Source organism: Halomonas sp. BC04 (assembly GCF_000568385.1).
Genome location: NZ_AZQX01000186.1, coordinates 1 through 14,285, shown reverse-complemented (window position 1 = coordinate 14,285; position 14,285 = coordinate 1). Strand labels below are relative to the sequence as shown.

The following is a 14,285-nucleotide window of genomic DNA, read 5'->3' as shown; positions in this document are numbered from 1 at the left end:
GTTCCTCATCGAGCTCCTCGATCTCGAGAATTTCCTCGAGGGGCACGTAGGCGATCTCTTCCAGCGTGGTGAAACCTTCCTCCACCAGCAGCCGGGCGAGGTCATCCTCGATATCCAGATGCTGAATGAAATGCTCGACCAGGCTATCGATCTCCTGCTCTCGCTTGTCTTCGGCCTCGTTCTCGGTCATGACGTTGATCCGCCATCCGGTGAGCTCCGAGGCCAGGCGCACGTTCTGGCCACTACGGCCGATGGCCTGGGCCAGGTTGTCCTCGGCGACGGCTACGTCCATGGCATGCGCGTCCTCGTCGACGAGGATCGAGCCGACATCCGCCGGCGCCATGGCATTGATGACCAGCTGGGCCGGATTGTCATCCCACAGGATGATATCGACCCGCTCGTTCTGCAGCTCACTGGATACCGCCTGCACCCGCGAGCCGCGCATGCCGACGCAGGCGCCCACCGGGTCGATGCGCCGGTCGTTGGTCTTGACCGCGATCTTGGCCCGGGAGCCGGGATCGCGCGCGGCACCCTTGATCTCGATGAGCTGCTCGGCGATCTCCGGCACCTCGATCTTGAATAGTTCGATGATCAGCTCCGGACAGGTGCGCGACAGAATCAACTGGGCACCACGCGCATCGGCATCGACCTTGGTCAGCAGTGCCCGTACCCGATCGTTCATGCGGTAGCGCTCGCCGGGAATCATCTCGCCGCGGGGCAAGAAGGCTTCCGCGTTGTCGCCAAGGTCGATGATCAGGCCATCGCGGGTGGTCTTCTTGACGATGCCGGCGACCAGCTCACCCTCACGCTCGGCGTACTGGCGCACCACTTCGGCGCGCTCGGCCTCGCGCACCTTCTGCACGATGACCTGCTTGGCGGTCTGGGCAGCGATACGGCCGAAGGCGGCATTCTCGATCTGCTCCTCGACCACATCGCCCCGCTTGAGCGGCGGATCGCGGCGCTCGGCGAAGGACTCCTTGATCTCGGCGTCGGGATTCTCGAATTCGTCGTCCTCCACCACCTCCCAGCGACGGAACGTCTCGTATTCGCCGGTGTAGCGGTCGATGTGAACGCGCACACTGACTTCCCGACCCTCGAAGCGCTTGCGTGATGCGCTGGCCAGGGCCGCCTCGACGGCCTCGAAGATCACGTCGCGGGGCACGCCTTTTTCATTGGAGATCGCATCGACGACCGTCAGAATTTCTTTACTCATGCCTTTGCCTCGCCAGAAAACCTGTCCATATGCACCGACCTCAGTCTTCGAACCGGGGCACCACTCGTGCCTGGTCGATGCTTTCGATGGGAAAGCAATACTCTTCGCCGTCCTGCTGCAACAGCACCTCGTCCTCCTCGATGCCGGCCAGCAGACCCTGGAACTTGCGTCGCCCATCGAAGGGTACCCGCAGCTTCAGTGCCACCTGGTGCCCCGCAAAACGGGCGAAGTGGTCGAGAGTGAAGAGCGGACGATCCATGCCCGGCGACGACACCTCCAGGCGATACTCACCCGGTATGGGGTCTTCCACGTCGAGCACGGCGCTGACCTGGCGACTGATATCAGCGCAATGGTCCACGCTCACACCCTCGGCATGATCAATGTAGATCACAACACGGGAATGCTTGCCCTGGGGACGATAGTCGATGCCCCAGAGCTCGAAACCCATGGCGGTGACCACCGGCTCGATCAGCGCATAAAGCGCAGCGTCCTTGAGTGCCACAGAGAAAGCTCCTACAGCCGTTGCATCAGGCACCTGGCCGGGAGTAAACAGGAAAGCTAGGTGGCTGATTGGCGTTGCCCGGATAAGCGCTGCCGGCCCTTGCCGACAGTAAGCTGCTAACAAAAAGCCCCTTCGCAGGAAGGGGCCTTTCACAAGAAACCTGTAGTACCACTTCGGCGCTCATGACTGCCTCGCAAGACAGCTGACCGGAAAATGGTAGCGGGGACCGGATTTGAACCGATGACCTTCGGGTTATGAGCCCGACGAGCTACCAGACTGCTCCACCCCGCAACATTCCAGGTCGGCGATTGTAGGTGCCTGATGCACTTGAGTCAAGCCGCATTGGCGCTTACAACCATTTTGCTACAACCTTCCTGGTGCCAATCCTGCTTCTGTCGTCTCATGATCCCCTGCTTACTCGGATCACGGCGTTTCAGATGGTGCCGAAGGCGGGACTTGAACCCGCACGACCTTACGGTCACTACCCCCTCAAGATAGCGTGTCTACCAATTCCACCACTTCGGCTTTCTTGATGACTGGAGCCCCAACCTTAGTCGTTGCTTTCTTCCAGCACTGGCGCGGTATTATCCACGTCACGGGCGCCGTCGTCAAGGGTTGGGACACCGTTCCGCTGTTCGATCAGACGAGCATCGGGAATACCGACTTCCGGCGCCTGGGCCTGGGTGGCGTACCAGGCCAGAGTCAGCGACGTGGCGAAAAAGGTAAACGCCAGCACGGCCGTGGCACGGGACAGGAAACCGCCACTACCCCGCGAGCCGAATACGGTCTGGGAGGCACCGCCACCGAAGGCGGCACCGGCTTCGGCGCCCTTGCCCTGCTGCAGCAGGATAAGGACGACCAGGGTGATGGCGATCACCACATGGATCAAGAGAATGGCAACTTGCATGGATTCAACCTGCTGACTGACAAATGGCTAGAAAATCGTCGACCTTGAGCGAAGCACCGCCCACGAGGCCGCCGTCGATGTCCGGCTGGGCCAGCAGCTCAGCCGCGTTGTTCGCGTTCATGCTGCCGCCGTAAAGCAATCGCATCCCCGCCGCCAGCTCGCGATCGAAGCTGGCCTGATACTGACGAATCCCGGCCATGACCTCCTGGGCCTGTCCGGGTGTCGCCGTGCGTCCGGTACCGATCGCCCAGACTGGCTCGTAGGCGATGACCACCCGAGGGCGCTGCTCGGGCTCGAGGCGCGCCATCACATAGCCCACCTGGCCCAGCACCACGTCCATGGTGCGACCCGCATCCCTCTCCTCCAGGCTCTCACCCACGCACAGGATAGGCGTAATGTCGACGCTGAGCGCCGCCAGCAGCCGATCGTGCACGGCTTCGTCGTTCTCGCGATAGAGCTGACGACGCTCGGAGTGCCCCACCAGCGCATACTTCACGCCGAACTCCCGGAGCATCTGGCCGCTCACCTCACCCGTGCGAGCACCGGAATGCAACGGGTTGAGCGTCTGGGCACCCAGTTCGAGCGAGGTATCGGCAAAGGCCCGCTGCGCCATGTCCAGATAGGGGAAGGGCGGCAGTATGACCACATCCAGAGACGCCGGAAGCACGGTACGGGGAAAGGCACGGCCGAAATCCTCGACCAGAGAGGCCGAACCGTTCATCTTCCAGTTCCCGGCGATCAGCGGCGTTCGCATGCTGCGTCCTCTTTCAAAGTGGTGCGAAATGGTATAGGAGGCGTCGTGTCAAGACAACCATCCGACGCGGTCGTCAGCCCAACTGCTGCTCCACTTCGGCGGCCAGGCGTCGGGCCATGCCCTCCACATCGAGATGCGCACGTCCTTCGACCATCACGCGAATCAACGGCTCTGTGCCCGAAGGACGCAGCAGTACGCGGCCTTCCTCGCCCAGCTCCGACTCCATGGCGGCCACCGCATCCTTGACCGCCGAACTCGCCATCAGGGCCTTGGCGTCGCTGCCCGGCGTCAGGCGCACATTCACCAGCACCTGGGGCACCTTCTCCAGTCCCGACAGCAGGCTCTTCAGGGACCTGTCCTCGGAAACCATGATCGCCAGCACCTGCAATGCCGACACGATACCATCCCCGGTACTCTGCACGTCGGCACAGACGATATGGCCGGACGACTCGCCGCCCAGCTGCCAGCCGTTGGCCACCAGGCGCTCCACCACGTAGCGGTCGCCCACCTTGGCGCGCTCGAAGGGGACCCCCATCGCTTCCAGCGCCATGGCAAGACCGAAGTTTGTCATCAGGGTGCCCACCACGCCACCGCCGAGCTGCCCCCGCTCATGCCGGTCCCTGGCGATCAGGTAGAGGATGTCGTCGCCATCGATCTCGCGTCCATCGGCATCGACCATCAGCACCCTGTCGCCATCGCCATCGAAGGCGACACCCAGGTCGGCACCCTGCTGGATCACCGCGGCGCGCAACGCGGCGGGGAAGGTGGAACCCACGTCGCGGTTGATATTGAGTCCGTCGGGGCTTGCACCGATCAGGCTGATCTCGGCACCCAGCTCACGGAAGACGCTGGGAGCGATGTGGTAGGTCGCCCCATGGGCACAGTCCAGCACGATCTTCAGCCCATGCAGGCTGACCCGGTTGGGTATGGTCGACTTGCAGAACTCGATGTAGCGGCCGGCGGCATCGTCGATTCGCACGGCCTTGCCCAGACGATCGGCAACCACGGTGGTAAGCGGCTCGTCGAGCATCGCCTCGATGCGCTCCTCGATCTCGTCGGCCAGCTTGGTGCCATCGGTGGAGAAGAACTTGATGCCGTTGTCGGCAAAGGGATTATGCGACGCCGAGATCACGATACCGGCATCCGCGCGAAAGGTCCGCGTCAAATAGGCGATCCCCGGCGTCGGCATCGGGCCCAGCAGGGCCACGTCGACACCGGCTGCCGAAAGACCCGCCTCCAGTGCCGACTCGAACATGTAGCCAGAGATGCGGGTGTCCTTGCCGATCAGTACACGAACGCGCTCCTTGTCCCGGGCCAAGACCCGTCCCATGGCCCAGCCCAGCTTCAGCATGAAGTCGGCCGTTATCGGATACTCGCCCACCGTGCCCCGAATTCCGTCGGTACCGAAATAGCGTCTAGTCATGCTCGCAGCCTTCCCTAAGCACGGCCCATGTCATGTTAACCGCATCCAGGACCGGGCCTACATCATGGACACGCAGAATGCTTGCGCCGCGCTCGACGGCCAGTGACGCCAGCGCCAGGCCACCAGGCAGTCGCTCCTCGACCGGCCGGCCAAGCACCTTGCCGATCATGCTCTTGCGCGACATCCCCACAAGCAGCGGAAGCCCCAGCGCCGCCAGGCCCTCCATGCGATTGAGCAGCCGCAGGTTGTGCTCGACGCTCTTGCCGAAGCCGAATCCCGGGTCGATCAGCAGGCGCTCACGGCGCAGCCCGGCGGCTTCGCAAGCGACAATTCGTGACTCCAGGAAATCGCTGACCGACTCCTCCACCGGCACATCATAGCGAGGGGACTGCTGCATGTCTCGCGGCTCGCCCTGCATGTGCATCAGGCAGACCGGCAGGCCGGTACCCATCGCCGCCTCCAGCGCGCCCTCCTGCCGCAGGGCCCGCACGTCGTTGATCATCCCCACACCCATCGCGACGGCTTCCCGCATCACCACGGGGCTGCTGGTATCCACCGACACCAGCGCATCGAGTTCGCGGACCAGTCGCTCGACCACGGGCATCACCCGGTCCAGCTCCTGCTGGGTGGAGACAGCCTGGGAGCCCGGACGGGTGGACTCGCCGCCCACATCGATGATCGCCGCCCCCTCGGCAAGCATGCCCTCGGCATGCCGCACGGCATCATCGATGACAGTATGCCGGCCGCCGTCGGAGAAGGAGTCGGGAGTGACGTTGAGAATTCCCATGACGCGAGGGTAGGAGAGATCGAGGCGATGACGCCCGCAGGGCAGCCAGGTCGGTGAAGCGGTTTCCATCATGCAGTCGGTCCTGTGGCGGCATGCTGACAAAACGATTGCCCCGCACGGCAAAGGCGCCCCGGAGGGGCGCCTGCCTGCGACGGGTCGATATCAGGACCCTGCGGGTCCACCCAGCGGGTCGGAGGGACGACGACGTGGTTCCTCGTCCTCATCCTCATCACCACTGCCGCCTGCATCACCACCACTCCCGCTATCGGTGGGCTCCGCGGCCTCTGGCTCCGACTCTTCGCGGGGGGGGGCCTCCCCGGTCACCGGCGCGCCGGTACCGGAATCGCCATCCTCCCAGTCCTTGGGCGGACGCGGCGCGCGGCCCTCCATGATATCGCGGAGCTGGTCGGCATCGATGGTCTCATAGAGCATCAGCGCATCGGCCATGGCGTCGAGCTTGTCGCGATTCTCCTCGAGGATCTGCTGCGCTTTGGCGTAGCATTCGTCGATGATCTTGCGCACCTCCTTGTCGAGGCGCGACGTGGTCTCGCCGGACTTGAGCTTGCCGCCCTGACCGGGACCGCCCATGAACTGGTGCGACTCGTCCTCGTCGTACATGATCGGGCCCATCTCCTCGGAGAGCCCCCACTTGGCCACCATGTTATGAGCAAGCTCGGTGGCACGCTTGATGTCGTTGGACGCCCCGGTGGTCACGCCATCCGGCCCCAGCGTCATTTCCTCGGCGATACGGCCGCCGAACAGCGAGCATATCTGACCAATCAGCTGCCGACGGGACAGGCTGTAACGATCCGCCTCGGGCAGGAACATGGTCACACCCAGCGCCCGGCCGCGCGGAATGATGGTGACCTTGTAGACCGGGTCGTGCTCCGGCATCACCAGGCCGATGATGGCGTGGCCCGACTCGTGATAGGCGGTGTTGAGCTTCTCCTTGTCGGTCATGACCATGGACTTGCGCTCGGCGCCCATCATGATCTTGTCCTTGGCCAGCTCAAGCTCCTCCATGCTCACCAGGCGCTTGTTGCGGCGCGCGGCGAACAGCGCCGCCTCGTTGACCAGATTGGCCAGGTCGGCGCCGGAGAAGCCGGGCGTGCCACGGGCTATCAGCGACGGCTTGACGTCGTCGCCCAGCGGTACCTTGCGCAGGTGCACGTTGAGGATGTGCTCGCGACCGCGAATATCCGGCAGCCCCACCACCACCTGGCGGTCGAAGCGCCCCGGGCGCATCAGCGCCGGGTCGAGCACGTCGGGACGGTTGGTGGCGGCGATGACGATGACGCCCTCGTTGGCCTCGAAGCCGTCCATCTCCACCAGCAGCTGGTTCAGGGTCTGCTCGCGCTCATCGTTGCCACCGCCCATGCCGGCGCCGCGCGAACGGCCCACGGCATCGATCTCGTCGATGAAGATGATGCAGGGCGCCTGCTTCTTGGCCTGCTCGAACATGTCGCGCACACGGGACGCACCCACACCGACGAACATCTCGACGAAGTCGGAGCCGGAGATGGAGAAGAACGGCACCTTGGCCTCGCCGGCGATGGACTTGGCGAGCAACGTCTTACCGGTACCCGGCGGGCCCACCATCAGCACGCCGCGGGGAATGGTGCCACCCAGGCGCTGGAACTTGGAGGGGTCGCGCAGGAAGTCGACCAGCTCCTCGACCTCCTCCTTGGCCTCGTCACACCCGGCCACGTCGGCGAAGGTGGTCTTGATCTGATCCTGGGAGAGCAGCTTGGCCTTGGACTTGCCGAAGCTCATCGGCCCGCCCTTGCCACCAGCACCGCCCTGCATCTGACGCATGAAGAACATGAAGATGGCCAGGATCAGCAAAATCGGGAAGCTGGCGATCAGCAGCCGTGTCCACAGGCTCTGCTGCTGCGGCTCCTTGCCCACCACGGTGACGTTGTTGGTCAGCAGGTCGTCCATCAGCCGGGGGTCTTCCGCTGCAGGCCGGATGGTCTGGAATTCCGACCCATCCTGACGCTCACCGGTAATCGTGTGACCATCGATGGTCACGCTACGGATCTGTTGATTCTGCACCTGCTGGACGAACTGAGAGTAGTTCATCGTCTGCGGTGTGGTATCGACGGTAAAATTGTTGAATACCGTGAGCAATACTGCGGCGATAACCAACCACAGAATCAGGTTCTTTGCCATATCGTTCAAGGGCCTACCCTCGTTGCAAGCATCTGTCGGCCGAAACGCCTGTTTGTAGGACCACGCACAGCGGGGCGTGTTCCGCCCAGCGGCGGGGGCTATGCCTGCCCATACTGTGACATAGTTGGGCAGCCCTGTCCGGCCATTGCGCCATTAGTCTTTGACTATCGTTGTGGCCGAGCCGAGGCTCAGCCGCGAAATCCTTCCGCCAGCAGGTACACTTCCCGCGAACGCGCGCGAGAGGCCTCTGGCTTGCGGGTCACCACCCGGTCGAAACTGTTACGCAGCTCCTTGAGATAGGCGTCGAAACCTTCGCCCTGGAACACCTTGGCGAGGAAACGACCCTGCGGCTTCAGCGTCTGGCGGGCCAGGTCAAGCGCCAGCTCGACCAGGTACATGGCCTGGGGCTGGTCGATGGCCGCCATACCACTCATATTGGGGGCCATGTCGGACATCACAAGGTCCACCGGACGATCGCCCAGGGTATCGAGTATCGCCTCGAGCACCGACTCCTCGGTGAAGTCGCCCTGGATGAAATCGACCCCGGCCAGCCCGTCCATCTCCAGGATGTCGGAAGCGATCACCACACCTTCGGGGCCCACCTTCTCGGCGGCCACCTGGCTCCAGCCACCCGGCGCCGCACCCAGGTCGATCACCGCCATGCCCGGCCGGAACAACCGGTCCTTCTCGTCCAGCGCCAACAGCTTGTAGCTGGCCCGGCTGCGATAGCCGTCCTGCCAGCTCTGCTGGACGAAGCGGTCGTCGAAATGCTCCTTCAGCCAGCCCTTGCTGGTCTTGCTGGCACCGGACTTGCCTGAAGCACGCTTGTCGCCGGAACTGGACGCATCGCCACGCGAGGAGGGAGTGGAACGAGCCACGGCATCACCTTGAGACATCGTTTGAAATAGAGATCTGAAAAAGCCAGCAGACCAGTGCCTGAAGCGGCAAGGTGCGAAGCGAGACGGCGGCCGCCGAGAAGCGTTTGAACGCTTTCGTCGAGGCGCGTTTCACCGTACCATGGTGCGCTGAGCGCAACCGGGAAGACGCAACATACCATGAGCTTGTCACAGGCACAAAAGAAAGCATTTCGCAGTATCGGCCACCACCTCACCCCGGTGGTAACGGTCTCCGAGAACGGCGTATCCGAGGGGCTGCTGGCCGAACTCGATCGCGCGCTCAGCGACCACGAGCTGATCAAGGTCAAGCTGGCCCTGACGGAGCGCGACGACCGCGCCGCCGCACTCGAGGCGCTGCTCGCGGCCAGCCGTGCCGAACGGGTCCAGACCATCGGCAAGATGGCGCTGCTCTATCGGGCCAACCCCAAGGGCAATCCCAAGCTCTCCAACGTCAAGCGCTTCGAGGGCCATCACGGCCGTCACTGAAGCAGCGCCGCCTGCAGGGCTGCAACCAGCAGCCCTTCAATATCGCCACGATCCCCGCCGACCAGCGTCGCCGGGGTCGTTTGCGTTATGCCGGCTCAGCGGTGCTCGACCCCGGCGATCTCGTACTCCACCTCGCCACCCGGGGTGTTCACCACCACCACGTCGCCCTCCTCCTTGCCGATCAGGGCACGGGCGATGGGCGAGGTCACCGAGATCTTGCCGGCCTTGATCTCGGCCTCGTCCTCGCCAACGATCTGGTAGGTCACCGTCTCGTCATTGTTCAGGTTGATCAACTCGACGGTGACGCCGAAGATCACCTTGCCGGTCTGCGGCAGCTTCATGACATCGATGACCTGGGCGGCCGAGAGCTTGCTCTCGATCTCCTTGATGCGCCCCTCGATGAAGCCTTGCTGTTCGCGGGCGGCGTGGTACTCGGCGTTCTCCTTGAGATCGCCGTGCTCACGGGCATCGGCGATATCGGCGATCACCTTGGGGCGCGCCTCGCCCTTGAGATACTCCAGCTCCTTGCGCAGGCGTGCCTCGCCGGCAACGGTCATGGGGACCTTGTTCATTGCGTAGCTCCTGCATGCAGTTCCTGTAACCGACGTACCGTGATGTCGTCGCCATATTCGAGCGCCATGCAAACGGCGCTGGCCCCTGCCAGAGTGGTGGCATAGGGCACTTTGCGAGCGAGCGCGGTACGACGGATCACCGAGGAGTCGTTGATTGCCTGACGGCCCTCGGTGGTATTGACGATATAGGCGATTTCGTCGTTCTTGAGCAGATCGACGATATGCGGCCGGCCTTCATAGACCTTGTTGACGATATCAAACGGGAGGCCTGCCGCTTCGAGTGCCGCAGCGGTGCCACGAGTGGCGACCAGACCGAACCCTAATGCTAGCAGAGAACGCGCCACCTCGATAACACCCGGCTTGTCCGGATCGCGCACCGAGAGGAACGCCTTGCGCTCCCCCGTGAGCGCCGGAATCGCCTCGCCGGCGCCCAGCTGCGCCTTGTAGAAGGCCTCGGCGAAGGTGTCGCCACTGCCCATCACCTCGCCGGTGGACTTCATCTCCGGAGACAGAATGGGGTCGACCCGGGGAACTTGTTGAACGGGAAGACCGCCTCCTTGACGCTGTAGAAGTGCGGCACGATCTCGCGCTCGAAGCCCTGCTCGGCCAGGGTCTTGCCGGCCATGCAGCGGGCAGCGATCTGCGCCAGGGAGATGCCGATGCACTTGGAGACGAAGGGCACGGTACGCGAGGCGCGGGGGTTGACCTCGATGACATAGATCTCGCCGTCCTGCCACGCCAGCTGCACGTTCATCAGGCCCACCACGCCGAGCTCCACCGCCATGCGCTTGACCTGCGCACGCATCTCGTCCTGCACCTCGGCGGGCAGCGAATAGGGCGGCAGAGCACAGGCTGAGTCACCGGAGTGCACGCCGGCCTGCTCGATGTGCTGCATGATGCCGCCGATCACCACCTGGTGGCCGTCGGAGACGGCGTCGATATCGATCTCGATGGCGGCGTTGAGGAAGTGGTCGAGCAGCACCGGCGAGTCGTTGGATACCTTCACCGCATGGGTCATGTAGTTCTCGAGCTCGGAGGCGTCATAGACGATCTCCATGGCCCGGCCGCCGAGCACGTAGCTGGGGCGCACCACCAGCGGGTAGCCGATCGCCTCGGCCTTGGCGAAGGCCTCCTCGAAGCTGCGTGCGGTGGCGTTGGGGGGCTGCTTGAGGCCCAGCTTCTCGATCATGTGCTGGAAACGCTCGCGGTCCTCGGCGCGGTCTATGGCGTCGGGGGTGGTGCCGATGATCGGCACCCCGGCGGCCTCGAGCTCCCGGGCCAGCTTGAGCGGCGTCTGGCCGCCGAACTGCACGATCACGCCGACCGGCTTCTCCTTGTCGCGATCTCCAGCACGTCCTCCAGGGTCACCGGCTCGAAGTAGAGGCGATCGGAGGTAGTCATAGTCGGTGGAGACGGTCTCCGGGTTGCAGTTGACCATGATGGTCTCATAGCCGTCATCGCGCATGGCGAAGGCGGCGTGGACGCAGCAGTAGTCGAACTCGATGCCCTGGCCGATACGGTTGGGCCCGCCGCCCAGCACCATGATCTTCTGGCGGCCGGAGACCTCGGCCTCGCACTCCTCCTCGTAGGTGGAGTACATGTAGGCGGTGTCCGAGACGAACTCCGCCGAGCAGGTGTCCACCCGCTTGTAGACCGGGCGGATGCCGGCCTTCTGGCGGGTCTTGCGGAACTCCTTCTCGGCGACGCCCAGCAGGCTCGCCAGGCGGGCGTCACTGAAGCCCTTGCGCTTGAGGCCGAACAACTCCCGGGGGGTGAATTCGGACAGTGAGCGCTTGCTGACCGCCTGCTCGATATTGACCAGCTCCTCGATCTGCACCAGGAACCAGGGATCGATATTGGTCAGGGTGAAGATCTCGTCGACGCTCATGCCGGCGCGCATGGCATCGGCGATGAAGAAGATGCGCTCGGCGCCGGCGGCCTGCAGCTCGCCCTTGATGTGGGCCATGGCGTCGCCGGTGAAGTCGCCGAGCTTGAAATCAGGAAACTTGGGGTCGAGTCCGTCATTGCCCGTCTCCAGGCCACGCAGCGCCTTCTGCAGCGACTCCTGGAAGGTGCGGCCGATGGCCATCACCTCGCCCACCGATTTCATCTGGGTAGTGAGACGATCGTTGGCCTGGGGGAACTTCTCGAAGGTGAAGCGCGGAATCTTGGTGACGACATAGTCGATGGCCGGCTCGAAGGACGCCGGGGTGCGCCCGCCGGTGATGTCGTTCTGCAGTTCGTCCAGGGTATAGCCCACCGCCAGCTTGGCGGCGATCTTGGCGATGGGGAAGCCGGTGGCCTTGGACGCCAGCGCCGAGGAGCGCGACACCCGCGGGTTCATCTCGATAATCACCATGCGCCCGGTCTTGGGGTCGACGCCGAACTGCACGTTGGAGCCGCCGGTCTCGACGCCGATCTCGCGCAGCACCGCAAGCGATGCGTCGCGCATGATCTGGTACTCCTTGTCGGTCAGCGTCTGGGCCGGGGCCACGGTGATGGAGTCACCGGTATGCACGCCCATGGGGTCGAAGTTCTCGATGGCGCAGACAATGATGCAGTTGTCGTTCTTGTCACGAACGACCTCCATCTCGTACTCCTTCCACCCCAGCAGCGACTCGTCGATCAGCAGCTCATGGTTGTTGGAGAGCTCGAAGCCGCGGGTGCAGATCTCCTCGAACTCCTCCTTGTTGTAGGCCACGCCGCCACCGGAGCCGCCCATGGTGTAGGAGGGGCGCACGATGGTGGGGAAGCCCAGCTCGGCCTGGATCTCCCAGGCCTCTTCCATGGAGTGCGCCACCTTGGCCTTGGGGCAGGCCAGGCCGATGTTCTTCATCGCCTTGTCGAAGAGGTCGCGGTCCTCGGCCTTGTTGATGGCATCGGCGTTGGCACCGATCATCTCCACGCCATACTTCTCGAGCACGCCATGCTCATCGAGCTGCAGCGCGCAGTTGAGCGCGGTCTGGCCGCCCATGGTCGGCAGCAGGGCGTCGGGCCGCTCGGCGGCAATGATCTTCTCCACCGTCTGCCAGGTGATCGGCTCGATATAGGTGGCGTCGGCCATGGCCGGGTCGGTCATGATGGTGGCCGGGTTGGAGTTGACCAGGATGACCCGGTACCCCTCCTCGCGCAGAGCCTTGCAGGCCTGGGCGCCGGAGTAGTCGAACTCGCACGCCTGGCCGATGACGATGGGGCCGGCGCCGATGATGAGGATGCTCTTTATGTCGGTACGTTTGGGCATGACGGTTCCCGCGAAAATTGATGGCTAACGAGTGAGGCGGCTCTCGCAGAGTCGCTGAAGCGTTCGATGCCCGGCGGTGGCCCTTGGGGCCTGGCCGGGCAGATTCATTCAGCGCGTCGCGAGGCGCTCCTTCATCATGGCGACGAAACGGTCGAACAGCGGCGACACGTCCTTGGGGCCGGGGCTCGCCTCGGGGTGGCCCTGGAAGCTGAACGCCGGGCGGTCGGTGCGCTCGATGCCCTGCAGCGAACCGTCGAACAATGAACGGTGGGTCGCGCGCAGGTTGGCCGGCAGGGTCGACTCCTCGGCGGCAAAGCCGTGGTTCTGGCTGGTGATCATCACATGGCCGGTGTCGAGGTCCTGCACCGGATGGTTGGCGCCGTGATGGCCGAGCCCCATCTTCACCGTCTTGGCGCCGCAGGCCAGCGCCAGCAGCTGATGGCCCAGGCAGATGCCGAACACCGGGATATCGGTCTCCAGGAGCTCGCCGATCGCCTTGATGGCGTAGTCGCAGGGCTCGGGGTCACCGGGGCCGTTGGCCAGGAAGATGCCGTCGGGGTTCATTGCCAGCACCTCGGCGGCCGGGGTCTGGGCCGGCACCACGGTGAGCCGGCAGCCGCGGCTGGCCAGCATGCGCAGGATATTGCGCTTCACCCCGTAGTCGTAGGCGACCACATGGAAGGGACGCTCACCCTGGCTGGTGTCGGCGTAGCCCTCGCCCAGGGTCCATTCGCCTTCACTCCACTCGTAGGAGGCCTGGCAGGAAACCACCTTGGCCAGGTCCATGCCCTTGAGCCCCGGGAAGGCCCGAGCCGCCGCCAGGGCGCGCTCGGCGGCATCCTCGCCTGCGGCCAGGTCGCCGGCGAGGATCGCGCCGTTCTGGGCGCCCTTGTCGCGCAGGATGCGTGTCAGGCGGCGGGTGTCGATATCGGCGATGCCCAGCACGTTCTGGCTCTTCAGGTAGTCGGAGAGCGACTGCTCGGAGCGGAAGTTGCTGGCGATGAGCGGCAGGTCGCGGATCACCAGGCCGGCGGCGGCGATGCCATCGGACTCCACGTCCTCGGCGTTGACGCCGGTATTGCCGATATGGGGATAGGTCAGGGTGACGATCTGCCGGGTATAGGAGGGATCGGTGAGGATTTCCTGATAGCCGGTCATGGCCGTATTGAACACCACCTCACCGCTGGTCTGTCCATCGGCACCGATGGCCGTACCGTGAAAGAGACTGCCATCTTCCAGGGCCAGTATCGCGGGTTTGTTCAATGCGGGGCTGTTCAAGACAAGGTCCTCCCATGCTGGTGGGAGCCTGAGGGGCGCAGGCTCCGCGGCTAT

General features: G+C 64.2%; 13 protein-coding genes and 2 tRNA genes. 1 reads left to right on the top strand and 14 read right to left on the bottom strand.

Annotated features, from left to right (window positions below):
• The 10 genes from nusA to rlmE form a co-directional block, all read right to left on the bottom strand.
• The coding region (nusA, locus tag Q427_RS13330; protein ID WP_043514620.1) for a transcription termination factor NusA at positions 1–1,213 on the bottom strand (1,213 nt) is incomplete at its 3' end.
• Positions 1,214–1,253: 40 nt separating this feature from the next.
• Entirely contained in the window at positions 1,254–1,715 is a 462-nt protein-coding gene (gene rimP / locus Q427_RS13325) for a ribosome maturation factor RimP (protein ID WP_043514618.1), read from the bottom strand.
• A 214-nt stretch (positions 1,716–1,929) separates the two neighbouring features.
• A tRNA-Met gene (locus tag Q427_RS13320) sits at positions 1,930–2,006 on the bottom strand.
• A 147-nt stretch (positions 2,007–2,153) separates the two neighbouring features.
• A tRNA-Leu gene (locus Q427_RS13315) sits at positions 2,154–2,240 on the bottom strand.
• A 25-nt stretch (positions 2,241–2,265) separates the two neighbouring features.
• The gene (secG, locus tag Q427_RS13310; protein WP_043514616.1) at positions 2,266–2,622 is read right to left on the bottom strand and encodes a preprotein translocase subunit SecG; all 357 of its coding nucleotides are present in this window, start codon (positions 2,620–2,622) and stop codon (positions 2,266–2,268) included.
• A 4-nt stretch (positions 2,623–2,626) separates the two neighbouring features.
• Positions 2,627–3,376: a triose-phosphate isomerase gene (tpiA, locus tag Q427_RS13305; protein WP_043514614.1), complete on the bottom strand. Its 750-nt coding sequence runs from the start codon at positions 3,374–3,376 to the stop codon at positions 2,627–2,629.
• A gap of 73 nt (positions 3,377–3,449) precedes the next feature.
• Positions 3,450–4,799: a phosphoglucosamine mutase gene (gene glmM / locus Q427_RS13300; protein ID WP_043514612.1), complete on the bottom strand. Its 1,350-nt coding sequence runs from the start codon at positions 4,797–4,799 to the stop codon at positions 3,450–3,452.
• On the bottom strand, positions 4,792–5,658 hold the full coding sequence (folP, locus tag Q427_RS13295) for a dihydropteroate synthase (RefSeq protein WP_191166486.1): 867 nt from the start codon (positions 5,656–5,658) through the stop codon (positions 4,792–4,794). The genes glmM and folP overlap by 8 nt, the downstream gene beginning before the upstream one ends.
• Before the next feature lie 90 nt (positions 5,659–5,748).
• A complete protein-coding gene (gene ftsH / locus Q427_RS13290; protein WP_043514610.1) occupies positions 5,749–7,767 on the bottom strand; it encodes an ATP-dependent zinc metalloprotease FtsH in 2,019 nt (672 codons plus the stop codon).
• Positions 7,768–7,946: 179 nt separating this feature from the next.
• Complete coding sequence (gene rlmE, locus Q427_RS13285) at positions 7,947–8,636, bottom strand: 23S rRNA (uridine(2552)-2'-O)-methyltransferase RlmE (protein WP_081785993.1); 690 nt, start codon at positions 8,634–8,636, stop codon at positions 7,947–7,949.
• 177 nt (positions 8,637–8,813) lie between these two features.
• Here rlmE and yhbY point away from each other — a divergent pair, with 177 nt between their 5' ends.
• Entirely contained in the window at positions 8,814–9,140 is a 327-nt protein-coding gene (yhbY, locus tag Q427_RS13280; RefSeq protein WP_043514607.1) for a ribosome assembly RNA-binding protein YhbY, read from the top strand.
• Positions 9,141–9,235: 95 nt separating this feature from the next.
• Here yhbY and greA read toward each other — a convergent pair whose 3' ends face one another.
• From greA to carA, 4 genes are all read right to left on the bottom strand, one after another.
• Positions 9,236–9,712, bottom strand: coding sequence for a transcription elongation factor GreA (gene greA, locus Q427_RS13275; protein ID WP_043514605.1), 477 nt, complete (start codon positions 9,710–9,712; stop codon positions 9,236–9,238).
• Entirely contained in the window at positions 9,709–10,212 is a 504-nt protein-coding gene (locus Q427_RS34055) for a hypothetical protein (RefSeq protein ID WP_231613686.1), read from the bottom strand. The genes greA and Q427_RS34055 overlap by 4 nt, the downstream gene beginning before the upstream one ends.
• Positions 10,209–12,953, bottom strand: coding sequence for a carbamoyl-phosphate synthase large subunit (carB, locus tag Q427_RS13270; RefSeq protein ID WP_231613685.1), 2,745 nt, complete (start codon positions 12,951–12,953; stop codon positions 10,209–10,211). Before carB ends, Q427_RS34055 begins: the two co-directional genes overlap by 4 nt.
• 108 nt (positions 12,954–13,061) lie before the next feature.
• Positions 13,062–14,216 carry a glutamine-hydrolyzing carbamoyl-phosphate synthase small subunit gene (gene carA, locus Q427_RS13265; protein WP_191166598.1) on the bottom strand — a complete coding sequence of 385 codons (1,155 nt, stop codon included), beginning with the start codon at positions 14,214–14,216 and terminating at the stop codon, positions 13,062–13,064.
• Positions 14,217–14,285 lie beyond the last annotated feature (69 nt).

Excerpts from the sequence above, each read along its gene's own strand:
- secG (WP_043514616.1), bottom strand. The coding sequence starts at position 2,622 with ATGCAAGTTGCCATTCTCTTGATCCATGTGGTGATCGCCATCACCCTG.
- greA (WP_043514605.1), bottom strand. The coding sequence starts at position 9,712 with ATGAACAAGGTCCCCATGACCGTTGCCGGCGAGGCACGCCTGCGCAAG.
- glmM (WP_043514612.1), bottom strand. The coding sequence starts at position 4,799 with ATGACTAGACGCTATTTCGGTACCGACGGAATTCGGGGCACGGTGGGC.
- tpiA (WP_043514614.1), bottom strand. The coding sequence starts at position 3,376 with ATGCGAACGCCGCTGATCGCCGGGAACTGGAAGATGAACGGTTCGGCC.
- carB (WP_231613685.1), bottom strand. The coding sequence starts at position 12,953 with ATGCCCAAACGTACCGACATAAAGAGCATCCTCATCATCGGCGCCGGC.
- folP (WP_191166486.1), bottom strand. The coding sequence starts at position 5,658 with ATGATGGAAACCGCTTCACCGACCTGGCTGCCCTGCGGGCGTCATCGC.
- Q427_RS34055 (WP_231613686.1), bottom strand. The coding sequence starts at position 10,212 with ATGAAGTCCACCGGCGAGGTGATGGGCAGTGGCGACACCTTCGCCGAG.
- yhbY (WP_043514607.1), top strand. The coding sequence starts at position 8,814 with ATGAGCTTGTCACAGGCACAAAAGAAAGCATTTCGCAGTATCGGCCAC.